General features: G+C 61.1%; 18 protein-coding genes. 11 read left to right on the top strand and 7 right to left on the bottom strand.

Going from position 1 to position 18,636, the window contains the following annotated elements; genetic code table 11:
• Window positions 1-205 precede the first annotated feature (205 nt).
• Complete coding sequence (locus tag HMPREF3166_RS04690) at window positions 206-1,111, top strand: Bax inhibitor-1/YccA family protein (protein ID WP_035004427.1); 906 nt, start codon at window positions 206-208, stop codon at window positions 1,109-1,111.
• Between the two features lie 967 nt (window positions 1,112-2,078).
• On the opposite strand, the gene greA is transcribed toward HMPREF3166_RS04690, so the two are convergent.
• Window positions 2,079-2,600 (bottom strand): transcription elongation factor GreA, encoded by a 522-nt coding sequence (greA, locus tag HMPREF3166_RS04685; protein WP_035004425.1) that lies wholly within the window; start codon window positions 2,598-2,600, stop codon window positions 2,079-2,081.
• A 147-nt stretch (window positions 2,601-2,747) separates the two neighbouring features.
• On the bottom strand, window positions 2,748-3,182 hold the full coding sequence (locus HMPREF3166_RS04680) for a DUF4307 domain-containing protein (RefSeq protein WP_070487893.1): 435 nt from the start codon (window positions 3,180-3,182) through the stop codon (window positions 2,748-2,750).
• Window positions 3,183-3,318: 136 nt separating this feature from the next.
• Between HMPREF3166_RS04680 and mca the strand changes: the two genes are divergently transcribed.
• The 3 genes from mca (at window position 3,319) to HMPREF3166_RS04665 (ending at window position 5,496) form a co-directional block, all read left to right on the top strand.
• Complete coding sequence (gene mca, locus HMPREF3166_RS04675; protein WP_070487891.1) at window positions 3,319-4,200, top strand: mycothiol conjugate amidase Mca; 882 nt, start codon at window positions 3,319-3,321, stop codon at window positions 4,198-4,200.
• 95 nt (window positions 4,201-4,295) lie between these two features.
• Complete coding sequence (locus HMPREF3166_RS04670; RefSeq protein WP_070487888.1) at window positions 4,296-4,715, top strand: hypothetical protein; 420 nt, start codon at window positions 4,296-4,298, stop codon at window positions 4,713-4,715.
• A 10-nt stretch (window positions 4,716-4,725) separates the two neighbouring features.
• Window positions 4,726-5,496, top strand: a complete 771-nt coding sequence (locus HMPREF3166_RS04665; RefSeq protein ID WP_035004422.1) for an isoprenyl transferase — start codon at window positions 4,726-4,728, stop codon at window positions 5,494-5,496.
• Window positions 5,497-5,553: 57 nt separating this feature from the next.
• On the opposite strand, the gene coaA is transcribed toward HMPREF3166_RS04665, so the two are convergent.
• Window positions 5,554-6,480, bottom strand: coding sequence for a type I pantothenate kinase (coaA, locus tag HMPREF3166_RS04660; RefSeq protein WP_035004421.1), 927 nt, complete (start codon window positions 6,478-6,480; stop codon window positions 5,554-5,556).
• A 233-nt stretch (window positions 6,481-6,713) separates the two neighbouring features.
• Between coaA and glyA the strand changes: the two genes are divergently transcribed.
• The 3 genes from glyA (at window position 6,714) to HMPREF3166_RS04645 (ending at window position 9,621) form a co-directional block, all read left to right on the top strand.
• On the top strand, window positions 6,714-8,024 hold the full coding sequence (glyA, locus tag HMPREF3166_RS04655) for a serine hydroxymethyltransferase (RefSeq protein WP_070487887.1): 1,311 nt from the start codon (window positions 6,714-6,716) through the stop codon (window positions 8,022-8,024).
• A gap of 36 nt (window positions 8,025-8,060) precedes the next feature.
• On the top strand, window positions 8,061-8,699 hold the full coding sequence (locus HMPREF3166_RS04650) for an isochorismatase family protein (RefSeq protein WP_035004420.1): 639 nt from the start codon (window positions 8,061-8,063) through the stop codon (window positions 8,697-8,699).
• Window positions 8,700-8,820: 121 nt separating this feature from the next.
• The gene (locus tag HMPREF3166_RS04645; RefSeq protein WP_051901661.1) at window positions 8,821-9,621 is read left to right on the top strand and encodes an enoyl-CoA hydratase/isomerase family protein; all 801 of its coding nucleotides are present in this window, start codon (window positions 8,821-8,823) and stop codon (window positions 9,619-9,621) included.
• A gap of 9 nt (window positions 9,622-9,630) precedes the next feature.
• Here the strand turns inward: HMPREF3166_RS04645 and HMPREF3166_RS04640 are convergent, their stop codons facing one another.
• Window positions 9,631-10,806, bottom strand: coding sequence for an acyl-CoA dehydrogenase family protein (locus tag HMPREF3166_RS04640; RefSeq protein ID WP_035004419.1), 1,176 nt, complete (start codon window positions 10,804-10,806; stop codon window positions 9,631-9,633).
• A 728-nt stretch (window positions 10,807-11,534) separates the two neighbouring features.
• Window positions 11,535-11,903, bottom strand: a complete 369-nt coding sequence (locus HMPREF3166_RS04635) for a DUF5997 family protein (protein ID WP_035005793.1) — start codon at window positions 11,901-11,903, stop codon at window positions 11,535-11,537.
• Window positions 11,904-11,940: 37 nt separating this feature from the next.
• Between HMPREF3166_RS04635 and HMPREF3166_RS04630 the strand changes: the two genes are divergently transcribed.
• The 4 genes from HMPREF3166_RS04630 (at window position 11,941) to HMPREF3166_RS04615 (ending at window position 15,878) form a co-directional block, all read left to right on the top strand.
• Window positions 11,941-12,648 carry a LysR substrate-binding domain-containing protein gene (locus HMPREF3166_RS04630; RefSeq protein ID WP_070487989.1) on the top strand — a complete coding sequence of 236 codons (708 nt, stop codon included), beginning with the start codon at window positions 11,941-11,943 and terminating at the stop codon, window positions 12,646-12,648.
• 132 nt (window positions 12,649-12,780) lie between these two features.
• Window positions 12,781-13,431, top strand: a complete 651-nt coding sequence (locus HMPREF3166_RS04625) for an LGFP repeat-containing protein (protein WP_070487885.1) — start codon at window positions 12,781-12,783, stop codon at window positions 13,429-13,431.
• Window positions 13,432-13,685: 254 nt separating this feature from the next.
• On the top strand, window positions 13,686-15,077 hold the full coding sequence (locus tag HMPREF3166_RS04620; RefSeq protein WP_035005789.1) for a PhoH family protein: 1,392 nt from the start codon (window positions 13,686-13,688) through the stop codon (window positions 15,075-15,077).
• 63 nt (window positions 15,078-15,140) lie between these two features.
• The gene (locus tag HMPREF3166_RS04615; RefSeq protein WP_070487884.1) at window positions 15,141-15,878 is read left to right on the top strand and encodes a GNAT family N-acetyltransferase; all 738 of its coding nucleotides are present in this window, start codon (window positions 15,141-15,143) and stop codon (window positions 15,876-15,878) included.
• A gap of 95 nt (window positions 15,879-15,973) precedes the next feature.
• On the opposite strand, the gene HMPREF3166_RS04610 is transcribed toward HMPREF3166_RS04615, so the two are convergent.
• Window positions 15,974-17,563: an MDR family MFS transporter gene (locus tag HMPREF3166_RS04610; protein ID WP_035005784.1), complete on the bottom strand. Its 1,590-nt coding sequence runs from the start codon at window positions 17,561-17,563 to the stop codon at window positions 15,974-15,976.
• Entirely contained in the window at window positions 17,560-18,291 is a 732-nt protein-coding gene (locus tag HMPREF3166_RS04605) for a TetR/AcrR family transcriptional regulator (protein WP_070487882.1), read from the bottom strand. Before HMPREF3166_RS04605 ends, HMPREF3166_RS04610 begins: the two co-directional genes overlap by 4 nt.
• Window positions 18,292-18,636: the final 345 nt, after the last annotated feature.

Raw genomic sequence — 18,636 nt, 5'->3', positions numbered from 1 at the left:
GTTTGGGAGACTACCTAAAAGGCCGGGGGAGTGTGTTCGATCTAGAACATTTCTAAGCAAATGAATAGTCGCGAGAGCACGAACTTTTGCTTGTGGGAACCTTTAAGCAGGCTTAGCCGTTGGTAGGATGTACGCGAAAGCGCCGGTGGCTTATTGCTAGGCTCCGGCACCGAAAATGACCAGCACAACTTTGGAGTACTAAAGAATGAAGAGCTCGAACCCGTTCATGGGGTCGCTGGCCAAGAACCAGGGCCAGCACCCGTTCGCACAACAGGGCAACCAGGGTGGCTACGGCCAGCAGGGCGGTTATGGCCAGCAGGGGATGAACCCCTACGCGACCTCCGCTCACGGCGGTGTACAGACCGCCGCTATGGGTTACGGCATGCAGGACGCAGCCAACTACGGCCAGGCCGGCAGCGCCGACCGTCCGATGACTGTCGATGACGTTGTTACCAAGACCGGTATCACGCTGGCCGTGATCATCGCTCTGGCAGTGGTGAACTTCATCATTGGCCTGAGCAACCCCGGCCTGGCGATGATCCTGACCTTCGTCGGCATGATCGGTGGCCTGATCGCCGTTCTGGTTTCTGCATTCGGCAAGAAGTACGACTCCGCGCCGGTCACGCTGACCTACGCGGCCTTCGAGGGTCTGTTCGTTGGTGGCTTTACGTTCCTGCTGTCTGGTGCTGCGGTTGGTGATACTGACGCCGGCATGCTCATCGCCCAGGCGGTTCTGGGAACCATTGGTGTGTTCATTGGCATGCTGTTTGTGTACAAGACCGGTGCTATCCGCGTGACTCCGAAGTTCACTCGCTTCCTGGTGGGCGCCATGATCGGCATCCTGGTTCTGGCGCTGGGCAACCTGGTGTTTGCACTGGTTACGGGCTCCGCAGGCATCCTGCGTGACGGTGGTCCGATCGCTATCATCTTCTCCCTGTTCTGCATCGGCATTGCAGCAATGAGCTTCCTGCTGGACTTCGACCAGGCGGATCGTCTGGTCCGCGCGGGTGCTCCGTCGAAGATGGCTTGGGGCGTGGCACTGGGTCTGGCCGTCACCCTGGTCTGGCTGTACACCGAGATCCTGCGCCTGCTGTCCTACTTCAGGGACTAGCGCTTTAGGAGCTAGCGCTGGGGCGCTGTTAGTTGAGGGGCTTCCGGTTTACCGGGAGCCCTTTTCTGCTGCCGGTGTGCGGAGAGGGGGAGTTGGCTGCTCTTGTGCGGGGGATATTGCCGCTAGGGCGGGGAATTTTGCTGTCTGTATGCGGGAGGTTTCGCAGCTAAGGGGGGGAAATGTCGCTAGATCGGGAATACGCGGGTGCCGGCAGGGGGAAGTGTCGCTAGATCGGGAATACGCGGGCGTGGACATGGACAGATGTCGCTAGATCGGGAATACGCGGGCGCGACCAATCAGCCTGACAAAAGCGCAGCGCTCTGACCTGCATTTTCTTATAGTTGAGAATAGTTATCAAGAATGTATTCCCGTTCTAGCGACATCCAGCCCGGTATTGCCCTGATTTGGCGGGGTTCCCTCCTGCGTATTCCCGAACTAGCGACACTTCCCCCTGCGTATTCTCGATCTGGCGACATCTGGAGGTTTAACCTCTTTCAGGGTGGGGCTAAGGGGAATGGCGGGGTAGAGAAAAGGGGAGTGCGGGACGGGAGAATGTCGGAAAAATTGCAGTTCTCAGGCCTAGATGTCGGAAAAGTTGCAAAACTAAAATTCCTGCTATCGATGCGTGAATACCAAAACGCTCTGACCTGCAAGTTTAGGTAAGTGAGAATGTCTCCCAATAACAAATTGCAACTTTTCCGACATTTAACCCTCCGAGGGGGCGCACAGGGCGCTGCCTGGGTGGGAAAAGTGCAGCCGGGGTGGCATTGGACCCTGCAGGGGGGAGGCCCGCAAGGCAGAGGAAAACAAGAAGGGCGCCCGCAGGCGCCCTTCATAAATGCAACCGGCTCAGCCAGCCCCAGCTAAAAGCCCAGCCGCAAACTAGCCCGGGCAAGCCCAGCCAGCCGCAAACTAGCCCAGCTAAAGCCCAGCCACTCCAGCTAAAGCCCAGATCAACCGGCAGGAACTACTGCTCCGCGCGCGGAACGTCCAGGTCTGGGTCGTAAGGCTCAGCTGCCACGATCGTCACAGATACAGTATCGCCAGTCGGGGTCTGGTACTCGCGGGTTTCGCCGACCTTGGCGCCGACGATGGCCGCACCCAGCGGAGCATCGGTGGAGTAGGTCTCCAGGTCCGGGTTAGAAGACTCCAGGCCACGGGTGCCGATCAGGAAGGTCTCCTTATCGTCCTCGTCGCCGTCGTAGTAGACGTGGATCACGGAACCAACCAGTGCCACGCCGGACTCCTGCGGAGCCTCACCGATGGTGGCGTTATCCAGCAGTTCCTCCAGGTAGGTGATGCGAGCCTCCTCCTGGCCCTGCTGCTCGCGGGCTGCGTGGTAGCCGCCGTTCTCCTTGAGGTCGCCCTCTTCGCGGCGCTCGTTAATCTCGGCTGCCAGCACCGGACGGTTCTCCTTCAGAGCCGTCAGCTCTGCATTCAGTCGGTCGTAAGATTCCTGGGTCAGCCAGCGAGTCTGGTTCTCGGCCATTGGGTTCTCCCATCTTCGTTGAAGGTTGACGCGGTCTCTCACGTGGGCGTCAATAGATTATTAAGTAGGCGTGCAAAGTGTAGCACCTGGGCGCCAGGCTACCTGGGCTGCCCGGCCTAGTCGCGCGGGTCTGCTTAGCCTTCCGGCTTAGTCGCGCGGGTCGAGGTGCGGCGGTAGCGTGGCGGAGCAACCGTAGGCGGTGGCTGCGTAGCCGCGCTCGCGGGTGGGGATGTCCACTAGGAAGCGTTCTACTTCTTCGCCGCCGCGTGGCACGACGAACTCGCGGCGGCCGACTTCGTTCTTGTCGTAGTCCAGGGCGGTGACGATGCAGTACGCGGGCTTGGAGGGATCCTTGCGGGTGACGTCGATGCTCATGGTCATGCGCTCGTCCGAGACGATCTCGCCACCGGACTCCTGCGCCGTAACATCCGCTTCCGAATTGCGCATGAACTGCGTGACCGCGTAAGCAAGCGTTGCCGCCAACACTACGGCCAGGATTACTACAACGATTTTCCCGGAGAATTTCTGGTTGCGCGTTTCGCCGTAGCGCTCTTTTTGGATGCTCTTCTTCGCCGCGTTCATGATGCCTCTAGTCTAGCCCACCCTTATATTATTGACGCCCACGTCCCCGGCTTGCCTGGACGGATGGCTCTATTGGGTAGGGGAGGGCTGGGTAGTAGATTGTATTGGCGTGAGTGAAAAGACATCTTCCGTAGATATGCCGCGTTATCGCCTGCTGGCGATTCACGCACACCCGGACGACGAATCCAGCAAGGGGGCGGCCACCATGGCCCGCTATGTCGATGAAGGCCACCGGGTCAAGGTACTGACGTGCACCGGCGGTGAGCGCGGGGACATCCTGAATCCTGAGATGCAGGAGCTGGCTGAACAGGGCATCGGAGAGATGATTGAGGTGCGTCACGAGGAGATGGCTCAGGCGGCCTCCATCTTGGGCGTGGAGCATGAGTGGCTGGGCTATGTGGATTCCGGTCTGCCGGAGGGCGACCCGAAGCCACCGTTGCCGGAGGGCTGCTTTGCCCTGCAGGACACGGAAGAGGTCACACAGAACGTCGTGCGGGTGGTGCGTGAGTTCCGCCCGCATGTCATCATCACCTACGACGAGCACGGCGGTTACCCGCACCCGGATCACATCAAGGTGCATGCGGTTTCCGTCCGTGCCTGGGAGGCTGCCGGCGACCCAAATTACCACCCGGAACTGGGCGAACCGTGGGAGGTGAAGAAGCTGTACTACACCCATGGGTTCATCCGCGAGCGTTTCGAGAACTTGGCCACCGCCATGTACGAGCGTGGCGCGCAGCTGCCGGAGCACGTCCTGCGGCACTTGGAGTTGTGGAGGCAGCTGCCGGATATTTTCTCCCGCGTGACCACCCGCGTGAATGTGGCCGACTGGTTCGAGCGCCGCGATGATGCGCTGCGTGCCCACCGCACCCAGATTGACCCAAAGGGTGCATTCTTTCTGGCGGACACGGATCTGCAGCAGCAGGTGTGGCCGACCGAGGAGTTCGAGCTCGCGCAGTCGCGTGTGCACAGCGAGCTACCGGAGACGGAACTCTTCGCCGGGTTGGAATCAGCGGATTAGCGCAGTACTGGGCTGATTCACGCAGCGCAGGGTTTCCCCACAGGCGAGCGACAAACTACAGTTAATGGGCAGATAACAAGAAGGAGTTTCGAGCGATGAACACCGCCACCTGGATCATTGCGCAGGCAGAGCGCACCGGCCCGAAGGGCGCCGAGTTCGGTAAGGCCGCCCCAGTCGGCCTGTTCGTGATCGTCATCTTGCTGCTGGTTGTGCTGCTCATCGGCTTCGCCATGAACAAGCGCATCCGCCGCCTGGAACGCCGCCGAGCATTCGCCGACGCGCGTGGCATCGACCTGTTCGACACGGAGAAGCTGGAAGCTGCAATGAAGGCCGAGGGGTTCGACGAGACCGCCAGCAAGCGATCCATGTTCGCCCGCACTGAGGTGCCGCAGACCGATGAGCGTTTCTTGCCCTCCTCCGGCACACTGACCGGCCCAGCTGCTATTGACGCTGAACGGGCGCGGGCTAAGGGCGTCAATAAGGATGGCGAAGAACCCCCGAACCAGCATCAGTAGGATCAACACCGTGAACCGCATCCCCCAGCTGCTATACCCAGCGTACGAGGCCAGCCTGGCGCGCTCGCTGCGCGATAAGCCGCGGCCGAAGCACGTCGCCATCATGGCCGACGGCAACCGCCGCTGGGCGCGCGAGAACGGGTTTACGGATGTATCGCACGGCCACCGCGTGGGGGCGAAGAAGATCGCGGAAATGTGCGGTTGGTGCGATGAGCTGGGGATCGAAACCGTCACGGTGTACCTGCTCAGCACCGAAAACTTAAAGCGCTCTCCGGAGGAGCTGTCGTTGCTGTGCAGCATCATTGGTGATGTTGCCGAGGAATTGGCGGATTCTGACGCCGGGTTCCAGCTGCGCACCGTCGGCCACCTAGAGCTACTGCCTGAACAGCTGCGCATTCGCCTGGAGGAAAACCAGGCCAAGACGGACGACCACACGGGCGTGCGCGTGAACGTGGCCGTGGGGTACGGCGGACGCCAGGAGATCGTGGATGCGGTGCAGACCCTCGTGGCCGAGCTGGCGGAAAAGGGGACCGCGCCGGAGGATATGGCGGAGGCAATCACCGCCGAGGCGCTGGGGAATCACATGTACACCTCGGGGCAGCCGGATCCGGACCTGGTGATCCGCACGTCGGGGGAGCAGCGCCTATCTGGTTTCCTGTTGTGGCAGTCCGCGTACTCGGAGATCTGGTTTACCGATACTTATTGGCCGGCTTTCCGTCGCGTGGATTTCCTGCGCGCGCTGCGCGACTACTCGCAGCGGCACCGGCGCTTCGGGCTTTAAGCCGGGGATAGCCGGCGATAGGGCGCGGACGATAACTGCCCGCGATAGAGCGCGGGGCTAGATCTTCCGCATCCGCACTTTTTGCACCAGGTGGTCTGGGCCCTTCCGCAGAACCAGAGAGGCGCGCACGCGGGTGGGCAGGATGTTCTCCATGAGGTTCGGCAGGTTCACGGTCTGCCAGATTTCCCTAGCGACCACGGTGGCCTCTTCATCGCTGAAGTTGGCGAAGTGGTGGAAGTGCGCCTTCGGATCCTTAAACGCGGTGTTCTTCAGGCGCAGGAAGCGGTCGATGTACCAATCCTCGATGTCCTCGCGCCGGGCATCGACGTAAACGGAGAAGTCGAAGAGGTCGGAGACCATGAGGGTGGGGCCAGTCTGCAAAACGTTCAGCCCCTCGACGATGAGGATGTCCGGGCGGTCGACGGTGATGGTCTGGTCCGGAATGCGGTCGTAGGCCTCGTGGGAGTACACCGGGGCCTGCACCTTTTGCGTGCCGGACTTCACCTTGGTGATGAAGCTCAGCAGTTCTGCCTGGTCGTAGGATTCCGGGAAGCCCTTGCGGTGCATGAGCTTGCGGCGCTCGAGCTCTGCAGTGGGCAGCAGGAAGCCGTCGGTGGTTACGAGGTCTACCCGCGGGTTTGTCTCCCAACGCTGCAGCAGAACCTGCAGCACGCGGGCAGTTGTGGACTTGCCGACGGCTACGGAGCCGCAGACGCCGATGATGTAAGGAATGGGTGGCATTGCCTCGCCGAGGAATGTTTCGGTTGCGGCGTTGAGCCTACGGTGCGCCTCGACGCGCAGGAAAATGAGGCGGGACAGTGGCAGGTAGACCTCGGAGACTTCTTCTAGGTCGATTTCGTCGCCGATACCGCGGAGCTGTTCCAGTTCATCTTCGGTGAGGACCTGGGGCATCGACTTTCTCAAGGTGCGCCACTGAGTACGGTCCAGCTCAATGTAAGGGCTGGGGGAAGTCATAGCACCCATTGTGCCCCGAAAATGGGGCAAGGTGAAATTGGATCGCTTTGGGTTTGTCATGGGAACGCAATGGGGTCGCAATGGGGTCGCGATAGTTTGGCAGTGGGGTGGGTGTGGGCTGGGGTTGGGGTGAGGTATGGGTTGGGTATAGGGCGCTGCGGGCACTCGCTATGATGGTGAGGCAGATAAGCAACCGGTTTTATCTTTCTTAGATTCATCCACAATGGAAGGCCTTGGTAGACGTGACTTCTCCGCAGAATTCGTCCACTCAGAACTCGCAACAGCACAACACTCCTTTGGCGGAGCTGGATCCTCAGGTCGCAGAAGCCATCGCAGGTGAGCTGCGCCGCCAGCGCACCACCCTGGAGATGATTGCCTCGGAGAACTTCGTGCCGCGCGCCGTGCTGCAGGCACAGGGTTCGGTGCTCACCAACAAGTACGCCGAGGGCTACCCGGGCCGTCGTTACTACGGTGGTTGCGAGCACGTGGACGTCGTCGAGGATCTGGCCCGCGACCGCGCCAAGCAGGTCTTCGGTGCAGAGTTCGCCAACGTGCAGCCGCACGCTGGTGCACAGGCCAACGCAGCAGTCCTGATGTCCCTGGCTAACCCGGGCGACAAGATCATGGGTCTGTCCCTGGCACACGGTGGCCACCTGACCCACGGCATGCACCTGAACTTCTCCGGCAAGCTCTACGAGGTCGCCGCTTACGAGGTGGATCCGGAGACCTTCCGCCTGGATATGGACAAGATCCGCGAGCAGGCCATTGCAGAGAAGCCACAGGTGCTGATCGCCGGCTGGTCCGCCTACCCGCGCCACCAGGACTTCGCAGCTTTCAAGTCCATCGCCGATGAGGTCGGGGCGAAGCTGTGGGTGGACATGGCTCACTTCGCTGGCCTGGTTGCCGCGGACCTGCACCCGTCCCCGGTTCCGCACGCCGACGTGGTCTCCACCACCGTGCACAAGACCCTGGGTGGCCCCCGTTCCGGCATGATTCTGGCTAAGCAGGAGTACGCCAAGAAGCTGAATTCTTCCGTATTCCCGGGACAGCAGGGTGGCCCGCTGATGCACGCCGTCGCAGCCAAGGCTGTCGCCATGAAGGTCGCACAGACCGACGAGTTCCGCGACCGTCAGCAGCGCACCCTCGAGGGTGCGAAGATCCTGGCTGAGCGACTGAACGCTCAGGATACGAAGGACGCTGGCGTGCAGGTGCTCACCGGCGGCACTGACGTGCACCTGGTGCTGGTGGATCTGCGCAACTCTCAGCTGGACGGCCAGCAGGGCGAAGACCTGCTGCACGAGGTCGGCATCACCGTCAACCGCAACGCAGTGCCTTTCGACCCGCGCCCGCCGATGGTCACCTCCGGCCTGCGCATTGGTACTTCCGCCCTGGCTTCCCGTGGCCTGGATACCGAGGCTTTCACCGAGGTTGCGGACATCATTGGTACTGCTCTGGCCGGCAACGCGGACATTGCTGCGCTGCGCGCCCGCGTGGATAAGATTGCCGCGGACTTCCCGCTGTACGAGGGCCTGGAAGACTGGAAGCTGGTCTAAGAAGCCCGGCGGCTATAAGGATTGGGGTTTAGCACTATGGTCAGCACGCAGGTGAAGGATGCAATCATCGTCGTCGACGTTCAAAACGACTTCGTCGATGGTTCCCTGGGAACCGACCGGGGCCTAGAGGTGGCGCGGGGGATCAACGCCTGGCTGGGCGACCTGGTGCACACCGAGGGGCAGGAAGCTGGAACAGGCGACGGTTCTTCCGTGGCCGCCCGCCCGCTTATCGTCGGCACAAAGGATTGGCACATCAAGCCCGAAGGCCACTTCGCGCCAGAGGGGGAGGAGCCGGACTACAAGGACACCTGGCCGGTCCACTGCGTAGCCGACACGCACGGCGCGCAGGTCTGTGCCGAGCTGAACCCCGAGCTGGTGGACGCCTGGTTCCACAAGGGCGAATACACCGCCGCATATTCTGGCTTCGAAGGTCATCTCGCGGGCGAGGAGCAGACACTTGAGCAGTGGCTGAACTCCCACGAGGTAGAAAACGTGACGATCGTGGGTATCGCCACCGACTTCTGCGTGCGCGCTACAGCCGAAGATGCGCTCCGGGCGGGCTTCGGCGTGACGGTCATCGAGGATCTTTGCGCCGCGGTGAGCGAGGACGGCGCTACCCAGGCTCTGGACGCCCTCAAGGCTGCCGGCGCCGAGGTTATCGCCCAACCACGCTAGCCATCCCGCGCTAGCGGGTACATAAGAGGGCGATGGCGAGGGGGCGTCACTAAACAAGAAACCACGACAGCATCTGCCCAAAGCACAGCTTTACGCAGCCGCTCCACGTAGCGTATCCAGTATGAGCGAAAACACTAATCTTGTACTGGTCGAAGACAAAGCCGGCGTACGTTACATCACCATCAACCGCGCAGAAGCATACAACTCCCTAGACCAAGGGCTGCGTCTCGCGCTGATCGAGGCATTCCGCAATGCGCAAAAGGATTCGGAAGAACTCGGCTCCGCAGTGCGCGCAGTGGTTCTGCGTGCCAATGGCAAGGCGTTCTGCTCTGGGCAGGATCTGAAGGAACAGCTGCGGGATACGCAAAACCGCACGGGGATGGAAAAGGTGGTGGAGGAGTACAACCCGATGACTGAGCTCCTCGCCGGGATCAGTGTGCCGACGATCGCCGCGCTGCAGGGGCCGGCGGCAGGCGCGGGTTGGGGACTGGCAATGGCCTGCGACTTCCGCGTGATGTCCACCGCCGCCTCTTTCAAGGGCGCTTTCACAGGCGTGGGGCTGGCGGCGGATTCGGGCCTGTCACAGACCCTCGTGGATTGCGTGGGCCGTGCGAAGGCCCTGCAGTTGCTGCTCTTGGACCGCAAGGTGCCCGCCGAGGAAGCCGCAGAGCTGGGCCTGGTAGAACAGCTCGTGGAGCCGACGGAGCTCGAGGCAACGGTGGAGGAGCTGGCGAACAACTTCGCCGCCGGCCCGACCGCGGCGTACAAGGAGATGAAGGCACTGGTGAAGAACACTGCGGCGATCAGCGAGGCTGCCGCAGCGGAGGCAGAGGCACAGCTGCGCCTGTTTAACACCGCCGACCATAGCGAAGCGGTGGCCGCCTTCCTAGGAAAGCGACCACCGCAGTTTAAGGGGGAGTAAGGCTAGACCCTAGCTATCGCCCTTGGCCAGGCGGCGAGAGATGATCTCGATCATGATCTCGTTCGGGCCGCCGTAGATCGGCTGGACGCGGGAGTCCAGGTAGTGGGTGGAGATCGGGTACTCCAGCATGAAGCCGTAGCCGCCGTGCAGCTGCAGAGCCTCGTTGACAACCTCGATCTGCAGCTCGGTGGTCTGGTACTTAGCCATTGCACCGGTGACCTCGTCCAGGGTGCCGTTGACCTTCTCCATGATGCAGGCATCAACGAAGGACTGGGAGCCCTGGATGTTGGTGGCCATCTTGGCCAGCTCCCAGCGGTATGCCTGGTGGTCGATCAGGCGCTGACCGAAGGTCTTGCGGTCCTGAGAGTGCTTGTAAACCAGGTCGAATGCGCGGCGGGAGGTAGCGATGGAGCCGACGGCGATGGACAGGCGCTCCTGTGCCAGGTTGGTGCGCAGGTAGCCGAATGCGGCGCCCTCTTCGCCCAGCAGGTTCTCCTTCGGAACGCGGGTGTCCTCGAAGGACAGCTCAGCGGTGTCCTGGGACTTCAGGCCGACCTTCTTCAGCGGGCCGGTCTTGGTGTAGCCCTCCATGCCGTCCTCAACGATCAGCATGGAAACGCCTGCGCGGCCCTTCTCCGGGTTGGTGACGACGACCAGCAGGGTGAAGTCTGCCTGGACACCGTTGGAGATGAAGGTCTTCGCGCCGTTGACGATGTAGTCGCCGTTCTCGTCCTTCTTAGCGAAGGTGCGGATGCCAGCCAGGTCGGCACCTGCGCCCGGCTCGGTCATTGCCAGTGCGGCGATCTTCTCACCGGCACACAGCGGCTTCAGGAAACGCTCCTTCTGCTCGTCGTTGCCGAAGCGCTGCAGGTAGGGGATGACCAGGTCGTTGATGGTCTGGATGCCCACGATAACGGAACCGGAGTCAGCCTTAGCCAGCTCCTCGGTCAGCACAGCGTTGAAGCGGTAGTCGTTCTCCATACCGCCGCCGCCGAACTCCTCCGGAGCCATCATGCCCAGCAGGCCCTGCTGGCCGGCCTTCTGGAACATCTCGCGGTCGCAGTAGCCCTGCTCGTGCCAGCGGTCAACGTTCGGGGCGATCTCGGCCTTCACGAAGTCCGCGCAGGCCTCGCGGAACATGTTGTGCTCTTCTTCGAAAATGTTGCGTGGCAGGAAGTTCTTCATGGGTTCCTTTCAAACCAAGACGTTGGCTGCTTGAACTGCCGAACTTGAACTACTGGAATACCAGTAGCGTGCGTAGCGCCAGTGGCAGCAATGTCGGTTATAGAGATTTCTGTGTGTTGCAGCTCGATGTTACATCGCTATTGTGACGTGCATCTCTGCGTTGTTTATGAGAATAGCATTTCTTTGGGGCGAAAGTACAAGAAAACCCCTCGATATTGGGCGAAAACACGCTGTTATGTGCCACACATGGTTGTTGCTTCACCCCTGCGGGCCCATTTAGCTACCCCCGCCAAGCAAAAGCCCAGCTCAGCGATTTATTCAACATTTTTGTTGTTTAAATATTGACAAGCCAGGTGAGGCTTGGCTAACCTCTTGGGTGTGTCGCAGGCTAGTCACCTGAGGCGCACTGCAGTTGTGGAATATGTTGCAGCACCTGTCGAAAGTTCAGTTGCCGGCGCAGTATTCATGCGATGAGGGTTTCTCTCTTCTCCCCGAAGCGCATGAGCATCGGTAGCCACTTTCTCCTCCGAGGTGCTGTGGTTGTTCATCCGGTTACTCGGCAACCTTCAGTCTCGTCACCTGGAGGTTGCTTACCGGATAAAGCTTCTGATGGCTCGTCACCATCGAAGGCCGAAGGTCAATGGCCAAAGGCGAAAAGGCGAGGAAAGGTCCGAAATATCGGGCTTATCCTCGCCTTTTTCTTATTCTTGTGCCGCCTCTAGCTGAACTTATTGACGCCCCGTCTCCTCGCGCTCACTAGCCAACTTATGGCGAGCCTCCCGCAGCCACTCCGGCTGCTTTTCAAGCAACGCCTTAATCTCCGCAGTAGTGAGGGGCTTATCCATGTCATTGTTCTTTAGTGAAGTAATGCTAATGCCCAGTTTGCGAGCCACCTCGGGGCGGGGGTGCGGGCCTTCCCGGCGCAGCGTCTGCAGCCACTCGGGCGGGTTCTTCTGCAACTCCACAAACTGCTCGTGGGTAAGTGCGGAATCCTGAAACTCCTGCGGCGTAGCCGGAAGGTAAATGGCCAGCTTCTTTGCGGCGGTGGCGGGCTTCATTGGCGGGCCGGACTTGTAACTCGGGTTCGCGTCAGTCATGTTCATCATTCTAATGAACGGCTCTATTATTGGTGCCATGCCCACTCAGCAAAACCGCGCCGCGAAGCCGCGCCAGCACCTAAAAGTTGTCTTTAGCACGGGTGTGCAGCCGGACAAATGGTTCCGGCGCTTCGACGAGCGGGTTCCCGGGTGGAAGATCGCCAGCGCGGGCACCGACGATCCGTTGCCCTATATTCGCGCAGGCCAGGCGGATGTTGCATTGGTTCGCCTCCCGGCGGAGGGGCTCGAACGCCCGGCCGACATGCACGAGGTTGCCCTCTACGAGGAGCAGATCGGCGTTGCCGCCCCCAAGGAGCATCCCGTCAAGGTCATGGATTCCATCAACTTCCGGGAGCTGGCCGACGAGAAACTCATGTACGTCACCCCGCCTACCGGCTGGGATGATGTGGCAGCTCTGCGCGAAGCCCTGCAGGTTGTTGCCGCAAACGTTGGTATCGCCGTCGCGCCGCGCCCCTTGCTGCGGGCTATTAACCAGCGCGGGGTGGTGCATCGGGATCTTTTAGGGATTGACGCCACCACGTGCCCCCGCACCCGCGTGGCCCTGATGTGGCTCACCGAATCCGACAGTGACGTCATCCAGGACTTCGTCGGGATATGTAAAGGGCGCACCGCGAGCAGCTCGCGACAGGTGGCTAAACAGGGACGTGGTGGCGTCAATAAAAGTGCAGATAAAACAAAGAAAAGAGGGAAGAAAAAGACCTCCCAAGGCCTGCGGCGAAAATAAAGGATTGATTTCGATTGGATTAAAAATCCTAAACAGGGCGTGCATTCTTCGCTGGAGGGCTATTACGACTGGAGGGGTAGCGCTTTTGCGAAAAGCGAGAGCGGAAAAAGAACTGACAGAAAGGTATTAGTAATGAACTCCAACAAGCGTTTCCGTCGTTCCGCAGTGGCACTGGCTGCAGGCGCATCCCTGGTATTCGGCGTTGCTGCGTGCTCTGACGATGCAGAGGACGCCAAGGACAAGGCTGGCGACGCAGCTAACTCCGCCACCGAGAAGGCAGGCGAGGCTGCCGACTCCGCTACCGCTAAGGCCGGTGAAGGCGAGGGCGGCGAGTCCGAGGCTGAGCGCTCCGAGAACGCTGACGCTGAGGGTGCAGAGGGCGCCGAGGGCGCAGATGCTGAGGGCGAGACCGAGAAGGTCCAGACCGCTAGCGGTGAAGAGGTGGAGCTGCCGAAGGACGTCAAGACCGCTTGGGATAACGAGGGCGGCGAGTCCGGTTCCTTCGGTAAGTTGGCCGAGTTCACCGAGGGCGAGAACGGCTCCCTGGCAACCTTCGAGAAGGGTTGGATCGCTAACTCCAAGGACCACGGTGCAGTTCCGCTGATCGGCAAGATCGGCGAGACCTGGAACAACGGTGGCGGTCTGGACAATGAGCTGGGCCTGCCGACCGCTCCGGAGAAGGGCGACGCAGCTAACGGCTGGACCCAGTCCTTCGAAAACGGCACCATCACGTGGGCAAAGGATGAGTCCGGTCAGTACACCGAGACCATCGAGAAGCGCTAAGTTCTAACCTTAAAGTAGAGCTTGATAACCCCAGGTGAGGGGCAGGAACTGCCCCGAAGCCTGGGGCTTTTTATGTTTACCCAGAGTTCATCTGACAACAATGTAATTTCCATGCGGTGCGCATAGCGTCGAGGGTGTCCGAAGCAAGTAACAACTACCCACCTCATCCGTTTCCCGGATGTAAAGCGTAGCTTTTGCGGCGTGGAACGTCCGGGTTGATCGACTCATAATCCCTTACAAGGAGCACCACCTCCATGACTTCCGCCGCGCCCACCGATCAGGCACATCAGAACTTTCAGGCAGAGCAGGCTCTCAACGCGCATTCCGACGCAGAGCTCGGCCTACGCACCTATGTCCTTGACACCTCGGTGTTGCTTTCCGATCCCTGGGCACTCATCAAGTTTGCGGAACACCGCATCATCCTCCCCGTTGTCGTCATCAGTGAGCTAGAGGGCAAGCGCCACCATCCGGAACTCGGATGGTTCGCCCGGCAGGCCCTGCGCATGCTCGAAGACTTCCGTCAGGAGCACGGCCGGCTGGACATGCCCAGCATCGTCAACGAAGACGGCGGCACCGTCCAGGTGGAGCTGAACCACGTTGACCAGTCCGTGTTGCCTACGGGTCTGCGCGGAGAGCAAAACGACCACCGCATCCTGGCTTGCGCTTTGAACCTGCGGGCCGAGGGGCACAACGTCACACTGGTTACGAAGGACGTGCCGCTGCGCGTGAAGGCCGGTGCCGTTGGTCTGGACGCCGACGAATACCACGCCCAGGACGTTGTGCTCACCGGATACAACGGCATGGCCCGCGCGGAGGTGCCCTCCAGCATCATCGACGAGCTGTATGACGTGGGGGAGGCCGACATCTCCGGCGCCCTGACGGTAGACGGTGACGAGGTTGACGAGCTGCCGATCCACTGCGGTCTGCAGCTGACCGCGGGTAGCCAGTCCGTTCTGGCACGCTCGATGGGCGACGGCATGGTGCGCCAGGTTCCCACCGACCTGGAAGCCTTCGGTATCCGCGGGCGCAGCGCTCAGCAGCGCGTGGCGCTGGATCTGCTGCTGGATAACGAGGTTGGCATCGTAAGCCTCGGCGGCTCCGCCGGTACCGGCAAGTCCGCTCTGGCACTGTGCGCCGGGTTGGAGGCAGTGCTGGAACGCGGTGAACACAAGCGCATCGTCGTTTTCCGCCCTCTGTATGCCGTCGGTGGCCAGGACTTGGGCTATCTACCCGGTAGCGAGACGGAGAAGATGAACCCCTGGGCGCAGGCTGTGTACGACACCCTGGAAGGGGTGGTCAGCGACAATGTGCTGGAGGAGATCGACGCCCGCGGGCTGCTGGAGGTACTCCCGCTGACGCACATCCGCGGCCGCAGTCTGAACGACAGCTTCGTCATTGTGGACGAAGCCCAGTCGCTCGAGCGCAACGTCCTGCTGACCGTGCTCTCGCGCCTGGGGCGAAACTCCCGCGTCGTTCTGACCCACGACGTTGCGCAGCGCGATAACCTGCGCGTGGGCCGCCACGACGGCATTCAGGCAGTAATTGAGAAGCTGAAGAACAATCCGCTGTTCGCACACGTCACGCTGACCCGATCCGAGCGCTCCGCGATCGCTGAACTGGTGACGAACCTGCTGGAAAAAGGATAGTTCGCTCACAGCTGCCGGCAGCCAGGTGGCGTAAATGATGGGTCTTAGGGCACAATTTCTTCCATGACTTCCGCGAACACGGCCGGGAGCGCTGCAGATAGCAGTGCTGGCAACAACGCCCAGAACAGTGCCAAGCAGGCAATCTCCATCCGCCTGATGGAGGAGAAGGACTATCCGCAAGTCCAGAAGATCCTGCAGACCGGTATGGATACGGGCGAGGCGACCTTTGAGGAAAACGCGCCCGAAGCGTGGGAAGACTTTATGCGCCACCGCCTGCCCGAGCTCTCTTTCGTTGCCATCGACACGGATCCCGCAGCCGCCGCAGCCGCAGGGCTGGGCGAGGAGGGGGAGAAGATCCTGGGGTGGATCACCGCCACATCCGCCAGCCACCGTGACGTGTTCGACGGAGTGCTGGAGGACTCGATCTACGTCCACAAGGATGCCGCAGGCAAGGGTGTGGCCGGCAGCCTGCTCGATAGGCTGCTTAAGGACGCCGCCGAGCAGGGCCACTGGGCGATGCACTCCAGCATTTTCCCGGAGAACGAGGGCTCCGTGCGGCTGCACGTCTCCCGAGGATTCGAGGAAGTGGGCGTATTCCACTGCATGTCCCACATGAACTACGGGCCGAAGAAGGGCACGTGGCGCCACAACATGGTGATGGAGAAGATCCTTGAGGGTGGCCCGGCCTGGAAGTACTACCAGGAAAACCTGGAGCGCTCCGACGAGGGCGGCGCCGAAGGCAGCGCTAGCGACGACGACAACGCTGGCAACGGCGAGGGATCGGCAGAGAAGTCCGAGTAACTTTGCACATTCGCTCCCGAGCGAGCTCAGGCATATCAAAAGGCGACCGCATTAGCGCGGTCGCCTTTCTGCGTTGTATGGAACCCCAACGGTGACTATTCGATAGTTTCCTTCAAATTGTCCTGGCGCACCAACACCAGAATCAGCGCAGCCAACACGGCCACCGGCGCCATAGCCCCGAGAACTGGGACGAGGGCGTCGTTATACGAGGTAGTGATCGCGTCATGCAACGGGCCAGGCAGCGTATCGACGATCTCCGGGGTTAGTCGCGCACTGCCGCCGCCCTGGAAGTCCTTGGCGAACTCAGCCCCCTGCGGACCCAGCTCCTGCAGCGCGCCGGGCACCCGCTGGCCCATGAGATCCGCCACGCGGTGGGTGAACAGCGAGCCGATGATAGCTGAGCCAGCCGTACCGCCAATCTGGCGGAAGAAGTTATTCGAAGCCGTCGCAGTGCCCACCATCGAAATCGGGAAAGAGTTCTGCACGATCAGCACCAGGATCTGCATCGAAAGCCCCAGGCCAACACCCATCAGGGCCAAGACAAGACCGAGGTGCACGAGGGAATCGTGGGCGTCAAAAAGCCCCATAAGACCAACCGCAGTGGCGGCAACGAGCAGGCCCGCGACGGGGAACCACTTGTAGCGACCTGTCCGGGAAACGTACTGGCCGGAGGCGGTGGCGGTGACGATCATGCCGGCCATCATCGGGATCATCATCAGACCGGCCTTGGTGGGGGTCATGCCGTGCACCATCTGGATGTACGTCGGCATGTAAGCCAGCACGCCAAACATAACCACACCCGTGATCGTGCCCGCCGCAGTAGTGACCACGAAGTTGCGAACGGTGAACAGCTCCATCGGGATCAGCGGATCCTTCGCCTTGCGTTCCACCAGCACGAACAGTGTGGCCAACACGGCCGCTGCGATGCCCAAGCCGATGATGACCGGGCTGGACCAGGCATAATCGCGGCCACCCCAGGTGAGTAGCAGAATCAGCGAGCTAGTGGCCCCAGCCATCAGAACCGTGCCGGGGACGTCCAGGCGGGCGCCCGAGCCGCGCTTCGGCAGCTGGAGGTTGAAGAAGACCATCAGGATGGTGATCACAGCCAGTGGCACGTTGAACCACAGTGCCCAACGCCAGCCGGGGCCGTCTGTGAAGAAGCCACCCAGCAGCGGCCCCAGCACGGAGCTCAGACCGAAGACGGCGCCCATGATGCCCATGTAGCGGCCTCGATCGCGGGCGGGAACCACGTCGGCGATGATGGCCTGCGCGCCGATCATCAGGCCGCCGGCGCCGAGGCCCTGCACTCCGCGGGCGACGATCATCATGTCCATGCTCTGCGCCAGCGCGCCCAGGACGGAGCCGACCAGGAACAGGGTTACCGCCACCAGGTACAGCGGCTTACGACCCATCTGGTCACCCAGTTTGCCGTAGACGGGCATGCCGATGGTCATGGTCAGCAGGAAGCTGGTGATGACCCAGCTCATCTTGTTGGCGCCGCCGAGCTCGCCGACGAGGGTGGGCAGGGCGGTGGAGAAGATCATCTGCCCCAGGGAAGACATCAGCATGCCGAGCATCAGGCAGCCGAAGACTAGGGGGACGTTGTTGTGGTTTTCCTGGCGCTGCTTTTCCGCCGCGTCGAGCCGCGCCTTGGCTGCTGCGGCTTCTTCGCGAGTATCTTTCATGGGCGGTTCTCCTTGGATTTTTGTGCTTTCTGCGAGATGTTTTCTGCGGTTGAGTCTGTTGACGGCTTGAGGGTGGCCGGTTCGATGGCACTGAAGACTTGCCGTAGCCCGGTTAAAGCAACGTCAAAGTCCTTTGTGCTGTTCAGGGTTCTGCCGCGCCGTGTGGCTGAGGTTGCTGCGGCCCATTGCACCGTTGTTGCCGCGGTGACGATGAGGTGCGCTTCCTCCATCGCCTCCATGTCGGTGCTGCGGTTGCCCGGGTGGCCTTCGAGGTTCTTGCACACCGCTTCGGCGAGGTCGCTGCGTAGCTTTTCGTAGCTGGCGAGCTTCGCAAGTGCCAGGCTGGGGAATCTCTTTATTATTTGGGAACGACGCCACCTTATCGACTCCGCCAGTTCCGGATCGAGGTTGGCATTGTCCGACTTCTTGGCCTCCTCGATGCGCTTCTTGGTCAGCATGGCGTAGAGGTATTGAGGCAGGCTGCCCCGTGCCGGGGAGAAGCTTTCGAGCTTGTTGAAGTCGTCCTTGGTGAGCAATGGGGGTTGTTTACCGACCGCAACGTGTTCCTTTGAGGAGAAGTAGTTGAAGAAGGTGCGGCGGCTGATGTCCGCTGCTTCGCAGATTTCCTCCAGGGTGACTCCATCGAAGGAACGATCGAGGAAGAGGCGAGTGGCCTCGTCCTCGATCCTTAACCTGGTCTCCAGGCGTTTGCGCTCGCGCAGTCCCATGGTTGTAGGCTCCGTGGGCTCTGGGGGAGCTGGAGGTTCCGTGGGGTCTGGGGGAGTTGTGTGGTCCGTGGGTTCCGTGGGCTCCGTGGACTCTGGGGGAGCTGGGGGATCGGAGCGGTTCGAATGCATCACTCGAACAAAGTTACACCCAGTGCAAAGGTATATCCAGTGCAATATTTGTGTGATTTTTCATACGGGTTCGCCTGGTGTGCGGTGGTTAACTGTCTTCGCTGTGGGTGGAGGCGCTGCGACTGGCTTTGCAGGTGGAGGTGCTGAGACTGGTGTTGCGAGTGGAGTGCTGCGACTAGGAGCGGGTTGCGTCCCTTAGTGTGGTGTAACGCTTGC

Origin of the sequence: Corynebacterium sp. HMSC08A12, assembly GCF_001807485.1 — a bacterium.
In the GTDB taxonomy this organism is placed as follows: Bacteria; Actinomycetota; Actinomycetes; order Mycobacteriales; family Mycobacteriaceae; genus Corynebacterium; species Corynebacterium evansiae.
This window is presented reverse-complemented; position numbering and strand designations above follow the sequence as displayed.